The sequence below is a fragment of the Steroidobacter flavus genome (assembly GCF_042651805.1).
GTDB lineage: Bacteria > Pseudomonadota > Gammaproteobacteria > Steroidobacterales > Steroidobacteraceae > Steroidobacter > Steroidobacter flavus.
In genome coordinates this window covers 1,766,165-1,787,669 of the sequence record NZ_JBHSDU010000003.1, presented here as the reverse complement: position 1 = coordinate 1,787,669, position 21,505 = coordinate 1,766,165, and the positions used below count along the sequence as shown (strand labels likewise).

Below are 21,505 nucleotides of genomic sequence, written 5' to 3'. Positions count from 1 at the left end.
GGCCTGGCCGTTGGCACGGCTGCGAGCCACTGACGCTCTCTTCTTTTCTCACGGCCGCGACACCTCAATCTTCCCCGAAGCCGAGCGGCCAATAACGTTTCGGTTATACATCGCCTCACCATACGCGGGCGGAGCGACATACGAGCCGACGTTCGTCGCCTTGATTCGATAAACGATCTCCGAGATCTCGCCGGTCGCGTTGGCGTAGAACACCACGCGGTCCTCGCGCATGTCGGCGTACTGCAGGGACGCCTTCACGTTGCCCACGCACACCTGGCACTGCCAGCCCTCATAGGAGGAGTCGTACTCCCCCTCTCCTTCAGTTTCGGAAGAAGAAGCCTCAGCAAACTGACTCTGCGCAGCTTCCGTCGGGACGACGAGTTCGAAGCCGCCGGGCAAGAGATCGACCAGCGCGATGTTCGAATAAGCGCCTTCCTTCAGGCCCCGGAACTTCAGGTGCACATCGATCTGTTGTCCCATCTGGATCGACGTGATCGGCTTGCCGCTGCTGTCCGTGTACTCACGCAACACTTCCAGCCCCTGCTTGATCGCCTGCGTCGGCGGTTTGCGGTCGAAGCCGGACTGCTCGATCAGGTAGTACGCGTTGAGGTTCGTGTTGTTGGTGAATCGCAACGCCGCCGCCTGATCTGTGAACTTCACCGTCGGGAACAGCCCCTCCGGCAACGTCAGTGCACGCACGCTCTTATTCTTCAGCACTTCTGCAATCGCCAGATTGCGGGCCGCGCCTTCCGTCGCTGACGCGTACGCATCCAGCGCCAGCAGCGTCGTGCCGGCCGACAGCGAATGGTAGTAACCATCGGTCACGCGCTTCGCCATCGTCGTGAACACGTCGCTCGGCACGTTCTTCAACCGCTCCGGGAAGTGACGCGAGATCACGAACAGCAAGAACGCATCGCGGGTCATCGGATCGTTATAGAGCTCATCGGCCGATGGATCGAATCGAACCCCAGAGATCAAATTCTCCGCATCCCGATCCTGGCGCATCAAATCCAACGAAGCCGCAAGCCACGCAGCGGTCAGATCCTTTTCCCATTGCCCGCGATAGCGTTCAGCCAGTCGCTTGCGAGACGCGGCGATCTCCGCCGCCATGCGCTGTCCCTGCCGGGTCAGCAGATAAATCGCATAAGCACTCTGCCGCTCGTCAATGAGGTTGTTGCCATCCCGCTGCGCGACCTGATGCAAATAGTTATTGCCATTCGTGACCAGGTCGCCGGGAATGGCCTGGCCTCGCTCGCCGGCCTCGAGCAGCAACTGCTGCGCATACAGCGAAACGAACTCGACCACCTCGTTTCCACCCGGCCACAGCTTGTACGCGCCGGTCTCGGTCTGGCGCGACCGCAATTCGCCGATCAGCGCAGAAACATCGGACCCGGCGCTCGTTTTCACGTAACCGAACTCCGACCGCGAAGTCAGCAGCACCGCCGGCATCGACATGCTCACGATCTGCTCCGTACACGCATAGGGATAGCTCGAGAGATACGCAACGAAGCCATGAGCAAATTGCAGCGGCAGCATGGACGCGCCCGTTTCCAGCGTGCGGTGATGGGGATACATCTGCCGCTCGATGCGAATCTCCTTCTCGCCCTTCGGCAGAACGCCCGCGCTCAGCTGCGTCATGAACGGCGTCGCCGGCCTCACACTGAGATCGATACGGCGCTTGCCACTCGCATTGCCGGTCCGAGCCGTGAAGCTCATGTTCGCCGCGCCCGGCATATCCTTCGCTCGCAGACGGAAGCGCACCGAGCCTTCGCGTCCTTCAGCAATGCCCACCTCCTGCTTCGGTTCGCCCACGACATCAAGGCCGGCGTCCGTTTCCAACGTCACGGCCACCGTGGCGCTCGCACCGGAGCCTTCGACGTTATTCGACACGCCCACACTCACATCGAACTCGTCGCCCGGAGACACCGTGGTCGGCGCGTTCGGCGACAACACGAAGTCGCCGCGAACCAGGGTGCGACTCTCATGTACGCCGACGCGATCATCCGTCACCGCCACTGCCATCACGCGCAGGGTGCCGTTGAAGTAATCCGGCACCGTGTACTTCAGCTCACGCGTCGTCGAGTCCGCGTCGACGATGCCCGACCAGTACGCCACCGGCTTCTCGCCTTTGCGACGGAACGGATTGAGATGCTTACCGAGCAAGCCCTCGGCATCGCCGCCCGGTGCCGCCGCCAGGCCCAGCTGCCGGAACTCAGGCAGGATCAGATCCAGAATCTGGGTCGTCGACACTTCGAGCGCCCGCTTCTGGAAGAAATAACCCAGCGGATCGGGCGTCTTGTACGCAGCGACTTGCAGAATGCCTTCATCGACCGCGAACAACACCAAGCGCGACGGTTTCTCCGTGCGATATCGGAATGTCACGTCCTGACCCGGCTTCACCAGCGTCGGCGCTTCGATAGTGACGGGATTGCGCCGCGCATCCACCGCGATGGAGAACGGCTGCACGCCGTAGGACATCGGGCTGGTGTAGATCTCCGACGAGCCCGCATCGCGCACGAAGGTGACCGACACATAAGCATTGCCTTCCAGCCCCGCGGGCAGCGTGATCTTCTGTACCGAGCTGGTGGTCGACGTCTTGAACCATTTCCACGCGTACACACGCTCGCGCTCGATGGTGATCAAGCCGGCGCCTTCGTACGGAGCACGAATCGAGACCTCCACTTCCTCACCCGGCGCGTAGTCGCGCTTCGACAAGGTCAGCTGAAGCTCGGCGTTCTTCTCCAGTGTGCGAGTGACGTTGCCTTCACCCGCCACCTGATAGTCGAAGCGGGCGAGCTGCTGCCCCGACGCATCTTTCACGACGTAGGCGAAGTTGCCCGGCGCATCGGTGGCAAGCTTCAGCGAATAGCCGGTCGCGGCAATCGTCAGCGGCGTGTCGCCGAGCGCAGTTTCCTTGCGACGCGACTCATATTTATAAGTGCCGTTCGCCTGACGCATCAGTACCGAGACGAATCGTGTTTCCAATCGGGTCAGCACCAGGCCGCCGACCTCCGTGCGCTGCGCCTTCGGATCGATCGCGATGAAATGGACGTTGCGCTCACCGTTACGTGACAGATAACCGAGCTCGCCATCCGGCTTGTAGCCGACCAGATATGGCATGTTGGATACGAGCTGGGCAGCTTCGGTCGTGACGCCGCGACCGCCGTCGGCCTCGAAGCCCTGCGACACCAGATGCACGCGATACGTCGCCTTCGCAAAGCGCTGCAGATTCAGCGGGAGCGTCGCCTTGCCTTGTGCGTCGGTGGTCGTATCGGCGAGCTGTTCGCTGAAACCTTCGCGAGCGTACTGCGGATCATGGAATTGATAATCCGGATACGCGCGGAACGACGGGATGCTCGGCGTGAGCGTCAGATTCGACACGATGCGCCGGTTCTCCGCCGGCGTGCCGAACAGATTCTCCAATTGAATCGTCGCTTCCAGATTATCCGGCGGCACCCAGCCATCGGCGGATGTAGCAGAGAACGTCGCCTTCATGCGCAGACGATCCGGCTGGAAGTCGCGCACTTGCACGGTCGTCGAGCCAATCAGATCGGCGCTGTATTGATCGCGCACGATGGACAGCGCCAGGGTGTACGTGCCGGTCGGTGATGTTTCTTTGGTCGGCTGCAGGATTTCGCCGAAGCCCGCCGTGCCGGGCTTGAAGGTCTCGCGTCGAATCACCGTGCCCTGCGGATCGGTCACTTCCAGGCGCAGCGGCAGCCCGGACAGACCGCGACTCCAATCCTGGTTACGAACCAACGCGCCGGCGCGAATTTCTTCGCCCGGCCGATAGATGCCGCGATCCGAGAAGATATAAGCCGACAGCGCGGCACGATCGGCATTGCTCTCGACACCGCCGATATCGAAGCGCGATAGATCGATCTCTCGACCGCGATAATCGAGTGGCAGGAACGAGCTGTCACCGCCACGACGCGCGAGATACAGCACCGGCGCCTTCTCCCGCTGGAAGCTCTTCAGTTCGGGGAAGCGAACGTGACCGTCGGCATCGCTCGTCTCCGTGAGCACGGGCAACCCGTTGCGGCCGATGATTTCCACGGCCGCGCCGCTGATCGGCGCACCTGTCGCGATGGACTGCACGAACACGTCTTGCGAACCATCGACCGAGCGCTTCACGACCAGGCCGAGGTCGGTGACGACGATCAAGCGCGCGTCCGCCAGTTGCGTGCCGATGGCTTGATTCCAAGCCTCCGGCGCGTAATCCAAGGCTTGATTGCTGTCCGGATTCCAGGCCTGCACGCGGAACAGGAACACGCCGCGACGATCGCCCGCGTTGTCGTCCAGATATTTGCCGAGGTCGACCGATTCGTACTGCGCTTTGCCCGGATCGCCTGTTTCCAAACGAATCACTTCATAGAAGCGCTCGGTGATGTTGGCCGACTCGAACGCCCAGTTATTGAACTGCGGTGTGCCGAACATGCCGCTGGTCTGAGTCACAAGGTGCTGCAACTGACGCGGCAACAGCCGACCGATCTCGACGCGAATGGCCGGCACGTTGCGAGCAAACAAACTCACCGTCTTCTCGCCGGACATCGACAGCAGCGAGCCTGAGTGCAGAATGCTCAGCTCGCGCGGGAACTCCGGCACTTGAATGATACGTTCGACGCTGTCGCCGAGCACGTAGCCGCCGAACGACTTCAAGCCCGCGTCGATCTTGATATAGAGATACCGGCCCGGCGCCGCTTGATAGCGCAGGCTGTGCAACTCGTAATGTTCCTGCTCGCCCGGAATCTGTTCGAGCTTCAGCGCGGTCTGCGCCGTCAGCACTTCGGGGCGCAGCGTGGTGTCGGTCCACGGATAAGGCCGATCGGCACTGAACTGCGCCTGCACCTTCGGGTCCGGATGTTTCTCCGGCAGCAGCCACACGTGCACCTTCGGCGGCAGCTCTTTTTCCAGCACCGAGAACGAAGTGTTGATCAGAATCACCTGATCCGGCTCGTTGCGCTCATCGCGCACGATGTCCAGGCCCAGGTTGGAGATCCTCAAACTGTTCAGACCGGGGACTTCGACGCTCGCGGTCAGCGTGTCTTTCGATTCGTTGCCACCGCGCGCGGCGCGCGTGCCGGGATCGACGGTGATTTGCAGGCGACCGGCTTTCGGCGGCACTTCCAACTGCGCCGAATGCACGAAAGCATTCAACTTCAGCTTGTCGTAGATGACGGTGAAGGTCGGCGCGGTCAGCTCCTTCTCGATGGTGTCGGTCACTTTGTTGAACATCTTCAACTTGACGCGCTTCTCGAAGCTTTCCGGATCGACCGGATGCGTGAAGCTGATGCTGGCGACCACTTTCTTATTGCCCGCGACCACCGGGTCTTGATGAAACTCGGTGTTGGCCAGCTTGGCGACGAAGGCCGGCGTGTTGAATTCGAACTGGTAGTCCTTGAGCGTGATGTGCGAGGCCGCGAAGTCCTTGCGCGACAGCTCGACTTTGTAGTGCTGGCCGATGGGCCAGTCGGCGGCCGGCTGGAAGCGCAGCGTGCGGTCGTCATCCCAGAACCACTGGCCCGCGACCGCCGGACTGATCTCGATGCCCGCTTGCTTCGGGTCGACGGGATGGCCGGCGCGTTCCAGCGTCGCGGTCGAGGCCGAGAAATTCACGACCAGCGGATTCGGCGAACCGGGCGGCTCGCAGGCATAACAGGTGAGGCCGGGCGCGTTCACCGCGAACTCGGTGAGCACCGGTTGCGGACGATTCTTGTACCAGTGCCAGCCGAACCAGGCCGCGGCGGTCAGAGCCGCAATTCCTGCGACGGTCAGGGCCGCGCCACGGGGATTGGCTCGCGCGGAGGCGTTGAGTCGGCCCGCGCCCTGGCGGACGGCGCCACTGGAGGCGGTCACCCACCCCGGCGGCTGCCAGTTCAGCTGCCCGAAGATCGTCCGTAAAACGCTCCGAAAGCGGTCCATTTTTTTCACAACCCCATTAGCTCATCTGCAAATTCGTTCGGTCAGTGGCACGCCGACCCACTGCTGCCTGCGGGCCGAAGCATCCTCCGGCAGCGGCCCGAGTTGTGATCTCGGGGGAGTCGACACATCGGAGCTTCTGCAGGCCAGATCGCGGCGTTAGCCAGCATGTTGGGCGGCGATTCTGCCCGAACGTGGACACGAATGTGGCAAACCCGTGGCAGGCGCGGGACAATGGCTCCCCGTCGGCCGCGGCCGGCAAGTCGGACTTGGCCATGAGCGAGTACACCGCGACTGTTTACTGGCAGCGCCTCGGCGCCGTATTCACCGACAACAAGTATTCCCGGGCGCACGAGTGGCGTTTCGATGGCGGGGTGACCGTGCCGGGCTCGAGCTCGCCGCACGTTGTCCGCGTGCCGCTGTCTGACCCGAGCGCGGTCGATCCGGAAGAGGCGTTCGTGGCGTCGCTATCGAGCTGCCATATGCTGTTCTTCCTGTCGCTGGCCGCGGCTCAAGGCTTCGTCGTGGACTCTTATGAGGATGCCGCGGTGGGCGTGCTGGCCAAGAACGAGGCCGGCCGGCTGGCAATGACGGTCGTTACCCTGCGGCCCAAAGCGGTGTTTTCCGGGAAGGCGCCGACCGCCGAACAGCTGGCCCAGTTGCACCATCGCTCGCACGATGAATGTTTCATCGCCTCGTCGGTCAAAACCGACGTGCGTTGCGAGCCGGTTGCGTAAATCCTTCCGCCGCGTAGCATGCCCCGTTCGCCGTCGAGAGGCGCGGGGTCGCCTTCGACCATAAACATTACGGGTTAGATCGCCTGCATGAACAAGATTTTCGCGTGCTGTGCCCTGCTGCTGCCGTTGCTGACCGGCTGTTTCGGGGGCGACAAGCCGGCGGTGTGCGTCGAAAAGGAGCAGCCTTATCTGGCGTCCCGTAACAATCCGCAGCTAAAAGTGCCTGACGGTATGACTCAGCCGAACCGGGCCGAGGCGCTGGCGATTCCGGAACCGACCGCCGGCCGCCATACCGGCACGGGCTGCCTGGATGAGCCGCCGTCGTATTTCCGCTCGACCGGCACCACGGCGCGCTCGCCCGAGGAAGTGGTCGCGAGCTGGGCGCAGGCTTGGGCAAACCGCGAAGCGGATGCGGTTGTTGCGCTTTATTCTGGCAGCTTCACCGCGCCGACGGATTCGGCGGGGAGCACAGCCTGGCTGGAACAGCGTCGTGAGCAGGTGGCCACCGGCCCGGTGCCCGATCCAGTCGTCGAAGGCCTGCGCGTCGAGCCCGATGGCGCCGACAAGCGTGTCGTGCGGTTCGTGCAGAAATTCGGCACCAACTCGTTGCGTAAGGAGTTGACCCTGGTGCGCGAGGGCGCTTCGTGGCGCATCGTCTCCGAGAAGGTGGCCGACGTTAAATAAGCGAGGATTTTCATGGCGCAGACTTCTGCGATTCGATCGGCGGTGCCGTTGCGCCTCGGCGCCGTCCGTGAGTCGATCGTCGATCGCCTCGAGCGGGTGCTCGGCAAGTCGACCGAGAACGCGACCCGCCGCGACATCTACGACGCATTGTCCATTGCCGTCCGTGAAGAACTTACCGAGCGCTGGATCGCCACCGGTCAGCGGGTGGCCCGCGCTCGCGTCAAGCGCATCTGCTATCTCTCGATGGAGTTCCTGCTCGGTCGCAGCCTGATCAATGCGCTGTCCTCGTTCGAGGATGAGCTCCTGACCGAAGTGCGCGAGACCGTGCAATCGCTCGGTCACGATCTCGAACACATTGCCGCCGAGGAAGAAGATCCCGGCCTTGGTAACGGCGGCCTCGGTCGTCTCGCCGCGTGCTTTTTGGATTCGCTCGCCACGCTAGGTTATGCCGCGACCGGTTATGGCATTCGCTATGACTACGGCATCTTTACCCAAGTCATCGAGAAGGACGGCGCGCAACGCGAAGTCGCCAGCTCCTGGCTGGGCTTTCATAACTTCTGGGAGAGCGGGCAGGGCGCCGTGCGCCATCGTGTGCGCTTCGGCGGTCAGTGTCGCGCGGCTCGCGACGATCACGGCCGCGTGCGTTACGAGTGGGTCGATACGCAGGATGTCTGGGCCGTCGGCTATGACTTGCTGATTCCGGGCAACCGCAGCCCCACCGTGAATCATCTGCGCTTGTGGTCGGGGCGCGCGATCACGCCGTTCCGTATCGAAGCTTTCAATCACGGCAACTACGCGGCCGCGGTCGCCGAACAGGTCGACGCGAAGAATCTTACCCGCGTGCTGTATCCGGACGATTCGACTCCGCAAGGCAAGGAGCTGCGCTTCAAGCAGCAGTATTTCTTTGTCAGCGCCTCGTTGCAGGACCTGCTCGGTCAGCATCTGGCCGAGCGTCGACCGCTGAAAGATCTGTCGAATGCCATCGCCGTGCAGCTCAACGACACGCATCCGGCGTTGACCGTCGTCGAGCTGATGCGCTTGCTGGTCGATACCTATGACATGGAGTGGGGCCCGGCGTGGAAGCTCACGCGTGAAATCTGCGGCTACACCAATCACACGCTGCTGCCTGAGGCTTTGGAAACGTGGCCGGTGTCGTTCTTCGAGCGCCTGCTGCCGCGGCATTTGCAGATCGTTTATCAGATCAACCGCGATTTCCTCGAAGAGGTCAGCGCCAAGTTCCCGCAGGACCTGGATCGTCGCCGTCGCATGTCGCTCATCAACGAGGACGGCGATCGTCGCGTGCGCATGGCGTATCTGTCGGTGGTCGGCAGTCATCGAGTCAACGGCGTGGCGAAGTTGCATTCGCGGCTGATGCGCGAAACCATCTTTGCCGACTTCGCTCAGCTGTGGCCGGAGCGCTTCACCAATGTGACCAACGGCATCGCCGTGCGCCGCTGGTTGAAGCAGGCGAACCCGCTGCTGTCCACGCTACTGACCGAGAAGCTCGGCTCGGCGTGGGAAAACGATCTGGAGGATCTGGAGCGTTTGAAGTGGGCCGCGGACGATGCGGACTTCCGCCGTCGCTTCCGTGAGATCAAGCGCGTGAACAAGGAGCGGCTGGCCAAGACCATTCATCAGCTGCTCGGCGTGACGGTAAGCGTCGACGCGATGTTCGACGTCCAGGTCAAGCGCATCCACGAGTACAAGCGGCAGCTGTTGAACCTGCTGCATGTCATTTGCCGATATCAGCAACTGCTCGATAACCCGAACGATCCGATGCCGGCGCGGGTGGTGATGTTCGCCGGCAAGGCGGCGCCCGGATATCACATGGCAAAAGCCATCATCAAGCTCATCAACAACGTGGCGCACGTCATCAACAACGACGCGCGCATCGGCGACAAACTGAAGGTCTGTTTCCTGCCGGACTACGATGTGTCGCTGGCCCAGGAGATCATGCCGGCGGCCGATCTGTCGGAACAGATTTCCACCGCCGGCATGGAAGCGTCGGGCACCGGCAACATGAAGCTGTCGCTGAACGGCGCGCTGACCATCGGCACGCTGGATGGCGCCAACATCGAAATCAAGGATGCGGTGGGCGAGGAGAATATTTTCATTTTCGGCATGACCACCGAAGAAGTGGTCGAGCGCCGCGCGCATGGCTACTCGCCCGCGGACGAAGTGGCCAAGAATCCAGCTCTGAAACGGGCCATCGAGCTGCTCGATTCCGGTTATTTCACGCCGGATAATATCTTCGACTCGAAAGTGGTCAGCGACCGGCTGCTCAGCCACGGCGAGCATTTCATGGTGCTGGCGGACTTCCATGAATACATGGCCGCGCAGGCGCGCGTCGACGAGCTGTTCCTGAACTCGGAAGAATGGACCCGCAAGTCGGTGATCAACGCGCTGAGTATGGGGCCGTTCTCGAGCGATCGCAGTATCCGCGAGTACGCGGATAATATCTGGTCCATCAAACCAGTCCTGTGATCGGGAACCCGGGCGGCCGGGCGGGGTTGTGAAGGAACTGCTGGCTACCGAACACGTACGCATCGCTATGACGTCCGCTCTTTCCGATCTCGACTTGCACCTGTTCGGTGAGGGCAATCATCACCACATTCACCTGAAGCTGGGTGCGCATCTCGAAGTGCATGACGGCGTCGCCGGCACGCGCTTCGCGGTGTGGGCGCCGAATGCGCAGCGGGTCAGTGTGGTCGGTGACTTCAATCAGTGGGATGGCAATCGCAACGTCCTGCAGCGGCGCGGTCAGTCGGGCGTGTGGGAAACATTCGTTCCCGGCGCCGCCGTGGGCGCGCTGTACAAGTTCGATATCGTCGGCGCGCACGGACAGCACCTGATGAAAGCGGACCCGTATGCATTTCAGATGCAACTGCGTCCCGACAGCGCCTCAGTCATCGCCGACATCGGCGGTTATAACTGGGGCGATGCCGAATGGCTCGATCGCCGCCGCAACTGGGATCCGTTACGCGCGCCCATCTCTATATATGAATTGCATCCGGGCTCGTGGCGCCGTTCCTGGCATCGCAAGCCGGCGTTCCTGACGTGGGACGAGCTGGCCGATCAGCTGATTCCATACGTCGTCGACATGGGCTACACACACGTCGAGCTGGTCGGCGTCGCGGAGCATCCGTTCGACGGCTCGTGGGGCTATCAGGTGTTGGGCCACTTCGCGCCGACCGCGCGACACGGCACACCGCAAGACTTCATGCGTTTCGTCGATCGCTTGCATCAGGCCGGCATCGGCGTGTTCATGGATTGGGTGCCGGCACACTTTCCTCGCGACGGTCACGGCCTCGCGGACTTCGACGGCACGGCGCTGTACGAGCACTCCGATCCCCGCCGCGGCGAGCACATGGAATGGGGCACCAAGATTTTCAATTACGGCCGCCATGAGGTGCGTAATTTTCTAATCGCCAATGCGCTGTTCTGGATCGAGCAATATCACATCGACGGGCTGCGCGTGGATGCGGTCGCGTCCATGATCTATCTCGACTACGCGCGCAAGCATGGCGAGTGGACGCCGAACCAATATGGCGGTCGAGAAAATCTGGAAGCCATCGACTTCCTGAAGCAGCTGAACTGGACGGTCGGTCATTACCACCAGGGTGTCGTCACCATGGCGGAAGAATCGACATCGTTCGCGGGCGTGACACGGCCGGTGCATCTGGGCGGGCTGGGCTTTCATTTCAAATGGAACATGGGCTGGATGAACGACACGCTGCGCTACATGGCGCTCGATCCGATCTTCCGCCGGCACAACCACAACCTGATCACGTTCTCGTTCGTGTACGCGTTCTCGGAGCATTTCATCCTGCCGCTGTCGCATGACGAAGTGGTGCACGGCAAGCGCTCGCTGCTGGACAAGATGCCGGGCGATGAGTGGCAGAAGCTGGCCAATCATCGCTTCCTGATGGGCTACATGATGATGCATCCAGGCAAGAAGCTGTTGTTCATGGGCGGCGAATTCGGGCAATGGCACGAATGGCGCGACTATGAAGATCTCGCCTGGGCCGCGCTTCAACACCCGCATCATCGGCAGCTGCAGGCCTGGTGTCGTGCGCTGAATCGTTTGTATCGCGACTATCCCGAGCTCCACGGCAGCGACAACAGCTGGGAGGGCTTTCGCTGGCTGGAAGTGGACAACGCGAACGAAAGCGTTTTCGCATTCATGCGCCAGCGGTTGCCGGGCGAGGGTGGCACGCAATTGCTGATCGTTTTCAATGCCACGCCCGTGCCGCGTGACAATTACACTTTTGGTGCACCGGCCAGCGGCCGCTATCGCAAGCTGCTCGACAGCGACGACGCGTCGTTCGGCGGTTCCGGCTATGCACCGCAGACTGAAATGCAGGCGTATGACGAGCCGTGGCGGGATTTCCCGGCGCGCATTACGTTGAACCTGCCGCCCCTGGGGGTTGTGATCTGGGCGCGCGAATGAAGTGCGGCAGAACCTGAAAGTGCCCAGTCAATAAGACATCTTCGCGATTCGCTACTTTTCACGCGGCCCCCGGATCGGTCACCATTCCCCCGATGAACGCCGTACCAGTCGATTTCTCCGCCGCCAGCCTGCTAGCCGGGTCCCCCTCGCCGTTAGGTGCCACCTGGACCGGCGATGGCGTGAACTTCGCCGTCCATGCCAGCGGCGCTGCGCGCGTCGAGCTCTGTCTGTTCGATGACAGCGGCGAGCACGAGCTGGTGCGTATCACGTTGCCCGAGCGCACTGAAAATGTTTGGCATGGCTTTTTGCCCGCTCCGCACGGAGTCCCCGGCGTCGTATATGGCTATCGTGCCCATGGCCCGTACGATCCTTCATACGGTCTGCGCTACAACCCGAACAAGTTGCTGCTCGATCCGTATGCCCGCGCCGTGGTGGGCAAGTTTCAGTGGAATCCCTCGCTGTTCGGTCATCTGCCGGAGCAACCGACCGAGCAAATAAATACTGCCGACAGTGCGCCGTACATGTACAAGGCGCGGGTCGTGCAATCTGAATTCGCGTGGAGCGAAGACTGTCCGCCGGCGGTGCCGTGGCGTGACACCGTCATTTATGAATTGCACGTCAAAGGATTCACCAAGCTGCATCCCGGCGTGCCCGAGCGCGAGCGTGGCAAGTTTCTCGGCCTGGCCCAGCCGGCGGTTGTGAATTATCTGAAGCAGCTGGGCGTCACTGCCGTCGAGCTGCTGCCGGTCCAGGCGTTCGTCCCGGAAGAGTTTCTGGCCAAAAGAGGCCTGGTGAACTACTGGGGCTACAGCTCGCTGGCGTGGTTCGCTCCGCATCCGGATTACGGCGTCGAAGATCCGGTCGCCGAATTCCGCACCATGGTGAAGGCGCTGCATGCCGCCGGCATCGAGGTGATTCTCGACGTGGTGTTCAATCACACCGTGGAAGGCAACGAGAAGGGTCCGACGCTCAGCTTGCGCGGCCTCGACAATGCCGCCTATTACAAGCTCGACAGCACCAATCTGAGCCGTTACGTCGATCGCTCCGGGACCGGCAACACTCTGTCCATCGGTCATGGCGCCGCCCGCAATCTGGTCATCGATTGCATGAAGTATTGGGTGGAAGAGATGCACGTCGACGGCTTCCGTTTCGATCTCGCCGCCGTGCTGGGTCGTGACAACGCGCCGTTCCGCACCGACGCGGCATTCTTCAAAGCGGTCGCGAACGAGCCGTCACTGCGTTACGTGAAGCTGATCGCCGAGCCGTGGGATGTGGGGCCGGAGGGCTATCAACTCGGCCGCTTCCCGGCCGGCTGGTCGGAATGGAACGATTTGTATCGCGACACCGTGCGCGGTTTCTGGCGTGGCAATCCCGGCATTCTCGGCAACTTTGCCGAGCGCTTCGCGGGCTCCAGCGATTTGTTTCGTGCCAGCGGCCGCCGGCCGACGGCGAGCATCAATTACATTGCCTGTCACGACGGCTTCACTGCGTACGACGCCACGGCGTACGAGCAGAAACACAACGAAGCCAATCTCGAAGACAACCGCGACGGCCATAATCACAACTTGAGCTGGAACGGCGGCATCGAAGGGTCGACCGACGATCCGGCGGTGATCGAGGTGCGCGAACGGCAGATCCGTAATCTGCTCGCGACGTTGTTGCTGTCGCAGGGCGTGCCCATGCTGCTGGCCGGCGATGAATTCGGCCGTACGCAACGCGGTAACAACAATGCCTACTGCCAGGATAACGAGATCAGCTGGGTGGATTGGTCGCTCGCCGAGCGTCGCAGCTGGTTGACCGCATTCGTCCGGCAACTGCTCACCTTGCGCCGGTATGCGGCCGGCCTGAGACGCGATACATTCCTGAAAGGCGCGCGTCAGGTGGATCGCGAGCATAAGGACATCAGCTGGCGACATCCGCTCGGGCACGAGCTGAACGCCGGCGACTGGCACGATGCCAACGCTCGCGCCATCGGCGTGCTGATCGGCCATGCTTTCACCGATCCCTATGGAACACCGAACGGACATCTGCTGTTTCTGTGCAATGCCGGCGATCAACCTTGTGACTTCCGTTTGCCCGCGCCGACCACGGGCGTGGTGTGGCAAATCGTGTTCGACACGTCGCGTTGGCGCGCCAACGATCTCGGCGACCGGCTCGGTGCCGGGCAGAATTGCGTGGTCGCGCCGCATTCCTGCGTCCTGCTCGCCGATGGCGATGCGCCCAGCACCATTCGCAGCGGGTTCTCGCTGAAAACCTAAATGGATAAACCGATCCGCCAACTCGCCCGGTTGTACGGAATCGCGGATTCCTATTTAGATTTTCGCGGCCAGCCCAAACAGGTGTCGGTCGAATCTCAGGTCGCCATCCTGGCGGCACTGGGCGTTAAGGCCGCCGATGACACGGCGGCCGAAAAATCCATCCATGAATATGAGACGCGCCGGTGGACGGGCTTCGTGCCGCCGGTCGTGGTCGCGCGCGAGGGGAAGCCCATCCCGGTGCCAATCGCCGTGCCCGTGGGGCTCGCGGCGAAGAAGGTCGACTGGAGCGTCACGCTGGAGAGTGGTGAGCCGCGCTCCGGCAGCGTGCAGCTGTCGAAGCTGAAAGCGCTCGAGGAAGCGAAGGTCGACACTCTTTCCTATCGCCGCTCGTCCGTGCAGCTGCCGGCTCTGCCGCTGGGCTATCACACCGCGTCGTTCGCCTTGGACACCGGCCTGCAAGGAACCTTGCGCATCGTCGTCACGCCCGAGCAATGTTTCGAAGCGCACGCGATCGCCGAGGGCAAGAAACTTTGGGGCATCGCTGTGCAGTTGTACTCGCTGCGGGCCGACGACAACTGGGGCGTCGGTGACTTCCGCGATCTGCGCAATCTGATTCGGCTGTCGGCGCCGCTCGGCTGCGGCATCATTGGCTTGAATCCGTTGCACGCGTTGATGCCGGCGAATCCGGCGCACATCAGCCCGTACTCGCCGTCGAATCGGCAGTTCTTGAATGTGCTGTATATCAGCGTCGAGGACGTACCCGACTTCGCCGAGTGCGAGCCGGCGCGGAAGCGGGTCGCCGACCCGAAATTCCAGGCGACGCTGGCCGAAGTGCGCGCGACCCGGAACGTCGACTACGTGAAAGTGGCGGCGGCGAAGTTTGAAATCCTGTCGTTGTTGTACAAGAGCTTTCGCGCGCGTCATCTCAACGAGCACACGCCGCGCGGTCAGGCATTCCGGCAGTTCCAGCAGATCCAGGGTGAACCGCTGAAGTTGCACGCGATCTACGACGCGCTCGACGGACACTTCCGTCTGCAAGGCCCGCAATACTGGGGCTGGCCGAGCTGGCCCGAGGAATATAGCGATCCCACGTCACCGGTCGTGCAACGCTTTGCTCGCGAGCGCGCCGAGGACGTCGAATACTTTGAATATCTGCAATGGCTCGCTGCCGAACAACTGGCCGGTGCGCAGAGCGCCGCCCGCGAGGCCGGCATGGCGATCGGCATCTATGGTGATGTTGCCGTCGGTGCGAATCCGGCGGGCTCGGAAACGTGGTCCAACCGTCATTTGTATTTGCAGGGCGCGTCGGTGGGCGCGCCTCCGGATGCGCTGGCATTGAAAGGCCAGGATTGGGGCATTCCGCCGCAGGATCCGGTCGAACTGAGAGCACAACAGTACCAGCCGTTCGTTGGGCTGGTCCGTAACATGATGCGTTACGTGGCGGCGCTGCGCTTCGATCACGTGATGACGTTGTATCGATTGTGGTGGGTGCCGCGCGGGCTACTGTCGAAAGACGGGACCTATGTCCACTATCCGTTGGCCGACTTGATCGCCATTCTGGCGTTGGAAAGCCAGCGCCATCATTGCATCGTGATCGGCGAAGATCTGGGCACGGTGCCGGAAGCGATGACCGAGGCGATGGAGAGCTATCACGCCTATCACTACAAGGTGTTGATGTTCGAGCAACGCCCCGACGGCACGTTCAAGCGACCCGATGAATATGTTCCGCATGCGATGGCAGTGGTGACGACGCACGACTTGCCGACGTTGCGAGGCTGGTGGGAAGGCAGCGATGTGACGTTGCGTGCGCAGCTCGATCTGTATCCGTCGGATGAGCTGCGTCAGCAAGCACACGATTCGCGTGTTCGAGATCGAGTGAGCTTGTTACGCGCGTTGGTCGCTGCGGGCTTGTGGCACTGGAATGAAGGCGAGCCGCTGCCTGAGTACTCAGCGGCGTTGTCGCGAGCGGTGCATGCTTTCATCGGCTTGTCCAGTTCGAATATTGCACTGCTGCAAATCGAGGACTTGATCGGGATGACCGATCCGGTCAACGTGCCGGGCACGGACACCGAGCATGCCAACTGGCAACGCAAAGTTTCCGCGTCACTAACTGACATATTCTCCAGCCCCGAGACTAAAGATATTCTCGCGGCGATGGATGCGGCTCGCAAAGGTGTGAACCCGAACGCGTGACCTGCGACCGCTTTCTGCTAACGTGCGCGCCGTTGAGGAAGAGCCATGCATCGCAGCCGTCTCGCTGGATTCATCATCGACTGCAAGACCGACAACCTAGAACAGGCCGCGCAATTCTGGTCCGCCGCGCTCGGGTACGAGCTGCGACCCAAGAACGAAGAGCCCAGTCCCCTGTATCGCTGCATGCTCACCGACGAGCTCGGTCTGCACGTCGAAGTTCAAACTGTTAAACACGACAGTCGTGTGCATCTGGACATCGAGACCGATGACATCGAGGCGGAAGCCCAACGGCTCGAGGCCCTCGGCGCCCGGCGCATCGAGAAGGTGCATACCTGGATCGTCATGGAAGCACCTACAGGCCAGCGATTCTGTATAGTCCGGCCGCAAAACAAGAACTTCGCGGATACCGCGAACCAGTGGAAATAGCGCAATCCGTATTAGGGGATGCAAAAGTTTCGTGTGTCGGTGGATCCATTTCGCGTTGTGGTGCGTTACACCGCCGCGCGAAAAGGGAACACCGCCTGGGAGGTAAAGTGATGTTTAGAATGACCAAGTCCGATTCTTTGCCGGTGCGTCCGCGAGTCACCCCCGATCCCGAGCGAGCCGCCGAACTGCAGCGCCGCATCGAAGCGCTCCAGTACCGGCCCGAGACCGGGTTTCATCGCGACCGACTGCAGGGGAAGGCTGAGCGGCCTGCTCTGCGACTGGTGAAGTAAACAAACAATCAGCGCATAACGACGAGACAACCGGGGCGATCGATCATCTGGATCGGTCGCCCCTTTTTATTTCTTCAGGTCGCAATCCACCACACCACACCGCTCGCGAGCAACAGGCCCGGCAGAACGCGCCACGCCGGCACCGGCAGCATCGGCTTGACGCGCACGTTGCGGCGATGACCGGTGAGCATGGCGATCACCAGGTTGTCCTTCTTCACCAGCAGATAAAACAAAATGGCCGCGATGTGCAGGCCGACGAAGGTCAGGATGGCGTTGAATACGATTTCGTGAATTTCGGCCAGGGTGCGGCTGGTATCGAAGCTCACCAGATGCGACAGCGGACCGGACTCGATACCGTCCACGTCGCTGACAAACAAACCTATCGCCACTTGCGCCAGCATTAGTGTCAACAACACGGCGACGCTCCAGCCGCCGAGCGGATTGTGGCCGGCGTCGCGATGTTCCTCACGCGACTCGCGGATGTAAGCAAGGATGCCGCTCGGGCCGCGCAGGAAATTTGCGAAGCGTGCGCTCGAGCTGCCGGCGAAGCCCCAATAGATACGAAACACCAGCAGGCCCAGCAGCGCATAGCCGCTGTAGCGATGCCAGTCCATCACGTTCTCTTCGGCGGTCCACCACGACAGGGTGATACAGAAAACAAACAACCAGTGGGTGAGTCGCACCGGCCAGTCCCAGATGCGAATCGCAGATGTCTCGTTTGCAGCAGTGTCGTTCACAGTGTCGCCCCGTAAGCCCGGCGCAAACCATAGCATTGCCGACGGCGCGAATCGCTGACGTCTCTGTCAGCGAAGCCGGATCTTTTCCCACGCGCCGGAGCGCCAGCGGAGCAGGAGAACCACTGAGATCAAGATGATGTAGGTGAGCGCCGCCAGCCAGCCGCCGAGCGCGCCCAGGCCGAACTGCGGCAGCCCTTCGACCCAGCCGCCGCCAGGCTTGAACGACAGGCTGTGCGCCAGGGGCACGAACACCAGCCAGGACAGCACCAGCACGCAGATCGCCGGCACCGTCGCGTCACCCGCGCCGCGCAGGCTGAAGGAAGAAGCGAAGTTCAATCCGTCGAACAATTGATAGGCCGCGGCCACCCACATCAAGGTCGTGCCGAGCTGAATCACCGCCAGCGCCTGGGGATCGTTATCGGCAACGAACGTCGGAATCAGCCACGGTGCGGTGAGCCCGAGCAACAGGCCGACGGTGCCCATATACGTCATGCAGATCACGATGATGCTGTTGCCGATGCGTCGAGCCCAGTCGCGATTGCCCATGCCGATCGACTGGCCCACCAGCGTCGTGCCGGCCATCGCGATGCCGATCGCCGGGCCGAAGGAGATCGACGTGAGCATCATGACCACCTGGGTCGCCGCGCCGCCCACGGTGCCCAGATGCACTTGCATGAGTTGAAACATCGCGAAGCCGAGCACGTCGGCGGCGATCAGCAGGCCCATCGGCAGGCCGAGCTTGCATTGCCCGACGATCTTTTGCAGTCGGGGCCGCCACATCAGGCGCGAATGAAACATTCGATGCATCTTGGGACTGACGAAAATGCCCAATGCCACCAGCAGGCCCAATGCCTGCGCGCAGTTGGTGGCCCAGGCGCCGCCGGCGATGCCCCAGCCCAACTCGAAAATAAACAATTGCGCGAACAGCGCGTTGCTGACGCAGACCAGCGCTTCGACCATGAAAGAGATCTTGGGCCGGCCGATGCCATTGAAGAAGCCGACGATGCCCCACAGCGCCACGCCCAACGGCGCGCCGATCATGCGTGGCTGCCAGAACTGGACTGCCAGTGCTTGCACGTCAGGCGCGAGGCCGAACGGGTCGAGCACGGCGTTGCCGTTCATCGCGATGAACCAGAACAACGGTGCGACCGCCAGCGCGGCCCACATCGAAATCCAACCGGCTTGCGACGCGCGTTTGAGCCGTCGACCGCCGAAGGCCTGCGCAACCAATGTTTGTCCCGCGAGGCCGACGCCACCAAACAACGCGATACAGGCGATCACCGGCCAGTGAATCGAGGCGATGGCGGCGAGCGCGCTGGTGGAGATGCGACCGATGAACCAGGTGTCCGTGAGATTCAGGATCGCTTGAATTGCGCTGTTCGCCGCGAATGGGATGGCGAGCGCGACGATGGCCCGCACGTCCACATGCGCACGACCCGACGCATCCAGCCGCTGCGCAGGCAAGGACGAAGTCGGAGCGGTCGATGGCGGGAGCGCGGTGTCCATACGCAACGGATGATGCCGGCCCGGGCCGGTACAAAAGGACGCGCAGCGTAGCGTCAACGCGCGCCCACGTCATCCGCCTGAAGCTGACACAACCTGGCTCGGCCGAGCCGGCGCCGGCCAGGATGTCCTGATGCAGCGGACGCATGAACGTGCCTGCGCCCGTGCCGGGCCGGCCGGACGTTAGAAATAAGAAAGGCGGCCCGTTGGGGCCGCCTTCGTGAAGGAACAGATGAGCCGACTGGGCTTAGTTCTGCGCCGCCTGCTGCGAGAACTTCAGTCGCACCATCGCGCGCTGTTCGATGCGCTCGCCGTTGCGCTCGACCGGTTCGAAGCGCCACTGACGCACGGCGCGGATCGCCGCGTCGTCGAACACGTCGGCCGGGCTGGCGTTGCGCACTTCCACCTGATCGACCGTGCCGTTGGTCTGCACAGTGAAGGCCAGTTCCACCCAACCTTCGATGCCGCGCTTACGGGCCGCATCAGGATACGCCGGCGACACCATGCGTACGCGCTTCAGCGAAGCGGCGGACACGACGTTCGTTTGCTGAGAGTTCGCGTCGCGAGCCGCAGTGAGATCCGCTTCAGCCTGCGCGATGGCTGGGCCGTTGAAGCGTTGACCCACGTCCTTGGCCGCGGCGATCAGCTGCGACGAACGCTCGTATGCTTTCGCATTCATGGCCTGACGACCGGAGTCGAGCAGACGCTGCGAAAGAGTGCGCGACAGCTCGTCCACTTCCGGACGATTCGGCGCGGCGGTCCGCAGATTCGCCAACAGATCGCGGGCGCTGTCGCCCGGCGGATCGATCAGCTTGCCTTCGGTCAGGCGCGTACGAACGTCAGAAACCATGGCGTCGATGTTCGGGCCCGCGCCCGCGGCCGGCGCATTGGTCGCCGGACGACGCGCACCCGCGGACTGCACCGGAGCGCCCGCCGCCGTATTCGGACCGGAGCCCGGACCGGCAGTACGAGTAGCTTCAGCGAGCGAACGTTCGACCGCCGCGAGCGCGCTACCCGCGGAACCCATCTGACGCGCGCCCTGCACGTATGCAGTGGCCGCCTCGACGTTGCCGCTGGCGAGCGCCTTACGAGCTTCTTCAGTCAGCTGCGCGCTGAACTCACGAATGGTGGACAGCACCGTCGGATCCGTCGGATCGAGACGGCGTGCTTCCAACAGCGCGTCCTTCGCGCTGCCATTATTCGGCGTCAGCAAGCGGCCGTTGGCCATGCGATCGTTCGCGCTGTTGACCAGCGAGCGCACACGGTTGCCGACTTCCTGAGCCTGCGACAGTTTCAAACGTTCACGTTCGCGCGCGACCTGGGTATCCAGGAACGCCAGACGCGGATGAGTAGAATCGATATCGCGCGCGGTTTCGATCGTGCGAATGGCTTCTTCCAGACGCTCGGCGAGCAGCGCGGCTTCGGCGCGTTCCAGGATCTTGTCGACGACCGAACGAATGCCGTCCTTCGCCGCCTGGCTGTTCGGATCCAGCGCCAGCGCGCTTCGATACAGATCCAGCGCGCTCTCGCCTTGCGGCTCGATGAACTTGTTCTGATCGAACGCATCTTTGGCGAGCGCGAGCTCGGCTTTGACCGGATCCGGACGTTCCGGCACGCCACCCGGCTGCTGTGCGCCCGGCGCGGCCGGCACATTCACGACCGGCGGCACTTCGGGCTCGCCCGTGAAACGGCTGACGCCGAACCAGATACCGCCGATGACGACCAGCAGGCCCGCGGCGAGCGCGCCGTAGGTCATCACGTAATTCTTGCTGCCGCCTTCTCCGGAAGCACCGGCCGTGCTCAGTCGCTGACCGGCGGCCGAGAGATCCAGATGCTGTTTGACCGCGGCTTCCAGCGCGAGGCGCGTCTGGCCATGTGACAACGGCGTGAGCAGGAATCGGAAGATCCGGCCCGCCGCAGTGAGCTGCATCAGCGCGGAGCTGTCCTCGCGCTTGCCTGCGACCACCACGACCAACTCAGGGAAATGCTGAGTCAGCTGCGCCACCATCGAAGCCACGTCGGCGGTGCTCGCGGTGTCCGCGACCAGCACGCCCGGCTTCAGGTTGGAAAGCTTCTCCGCGACATGGTCCAGATCGGGCGCGAACGCGACCGAAACGCCTCGAGGCGCGGCCTTTTTGACCGTTTCCACCAAATTGGCGTCACGGCTCAAGACCAGGATGGGCGGCGACGTGCCTTCTTCCAGCTGCCGCAAGGCTTGTGAATCGTCGATCTCCAAGTTGACCTCGTCCTGAGTATTTCCGTGTCCTGACGAACGACCATGTTGCGCGTTGGCCATAGACCCCTCCGG

The 21,505-nt window shown here is 62.4% G+C and carries 12 protein-coding genes; 8 read left to right on the top strand and 4 right to left on the bottom strand.

The window, feature by feature from the left end:
- Nucleotides 1-48: 48 nt before the first annotated feature.
- Complete coding sequence (locus ACFPN2_RS13240; RefSeq protein ID WP_380597224.1) at nucleotides 49-5,922, bottom strand: MG2 domain-containing protein; 5,874 nt, start codon at nucleotides 5,920-5,922, stop codon at nucleotides 49-51.
- A gap of 272 nt (nucleotides 5,923-6,194) precedes the next feature.
- Here ACFPN2_RS13240 and ACFPN2_RS13235 point away from each other — a divergent pair, with 272 nt between their 5' ends.
- The 8 genes from ACFPN2_RS13235 (at nucleotide 6,195) to ACFPN2_RS13200 (ending at nucleotide 16,957) form a co-directional block, all read left to right on the top strand.
- Nucleotides 6,195-6,656: an OsmC family protein gene (locus ACFPN2_RS13235; protein WP_380597222.1), complete on the top strand. Its 462-nt coding sequence runs from the start codon at nucleotides 6,195-6,197 to the stop codon at nucleotides 6,654-6,656.
- A gap of 87 nt (nucleotides 6,657-6,743) precedes the next feature.
- Nucleotides 6,744-7,340 carry a Cif family virulence factor gene (locus tag ACFPN2_RS13230; RefSeq protein WP_380597220.1) on the top strand — a complete coding sequence of 199 codons (597 nt, stop codon included), beginning with the start codon at nucleotides 6,744-6,746 and terminating at the stop codon, nucleotides 7,338-7,340.
- Between the two features lie 12 nt (nucleotides 7,341-7,352).
- The gene (locus tag ACFPN2_RS13225; RefSeq protein ID WP_380597218.1) at nucleotides 7,353-9,824 is read left to right on the top strand and encodes a glycogen/starch/alpha-glucan phosphorylase; all 2,472 of its coding nucleotides are present in this window, start codon (nucleotides 7,353-7,355) and stop codon (nucleotides 9,822-9,824) included.
- Between the two features lie 67 nt (nucleotides 9,825-9,891).
- Nucleotides 9,892-11,790, top strand: a complete 1,899-nt coding sequence (gene glgB, locus ACFPN2_RS13220; RefSeq protein WP_380597216.1) for a 1,4-alpha-glucan branching protein GlgB — start codon at nucleotides 9,892-9,894, stop codon at nucleotides 11,788-11,790.
- Nucleotides 11,791-11,882: 92 nt separating this feature from the next.
- Nucleotides 11,883-14,048, top strand: coding sequence for a glycogen debranching protein GlgX (gene glgX, locus ACFPN2_RS13215; RefSeq protein ID WP_380597214.1), 2,166 nt, complete (start codon nucleotides 11,883-11,885; stop codon nucleotides 14,046-14,048).
- Entirely contained in the window at nucleotides 14,049-16,241 is a 2,193-nt protein-coding gene (gene malQ / locus ACFPN2_RS13210) for a 4-alpha-glucanotransferase (RefSeq protein ID WP_380597213.1), read from the top strand.
- Nucleotides 16,242-16,286: 45 nt separating this feature from the next.
- Nucleotides 16,287-16,667: a VOC family protein gene (locus tag ACFPN2_RS13205; protein WP_380597211.1), complete on the top strand. Its 381-nt coding sequence runs from the start codon at nucleotides 16,287-16,289 to the stop codon at nucleotides 16,665-16,667.
- A 119-nt stretch (nucleotides 16,668-16,786) separates the two neighbouring features.
- Nucleotides 16,787-16,957, top strand: coding sequence for a hypothetical protein (locus ACFPN2_RS13200; RefSeq protein ID WP_380597209.1), 171 nt, complete (start codon nucleotides 16,787-16,789; stop codon nucleotides 16,955-16,957).
- 74 nt (nucleotides 16,958-17,031) lie between these two features.
- Here the strand turns inward: ACFPN2_RS13200 and ACFPN2_RS13195 are convergent, their stop codons facing one another.
- From ACFPN2_RS13195 to ACFPN2_RS13185, 3 genes are all read right to left on the bottom strand, one after another.
- Entirely contained in the window at nucleotides 17,032-17,694 is a 663-nt protein-coding gene (locus tag ACFPN2_RS13195) for a cytochrome b/b6 domain-containing protein (protein ID WP_380597207.1), read from the bottom strand.
- A 66-nt stretch (nucleotides 17,695-17,760) separates the two neighbouring features.
- Nucleotides 17,761-19,200 carry an MATE family efflux transporter gene (locus tag ACFPN2_RS13190; protein WP_380597205.1) on the bottom strand — a complete coding sequence of 480 codons (1,440 nt, stop codon included), beginning with the start codon at nucleotides 19,198-19,200 and terminating at the stop codon, nucleotides 17,761-17,763.
- Nucleotides 19,201-19,444: 244 nt separating this feature from the next.
- Nucleotides 19,445-21,493, bottom strand: coding sequence for a TonB family protein (locus ACFPN2_RS13185; protein ID WP_380597203.1), 2,049 nt, complete (start codon nucleotides 21,491-21,493; stop codon nucleotides 19,445-19,447).
- Between the last annotated feature and the right edge of the window lie 12 nt (nucleotides 21,494-21,505).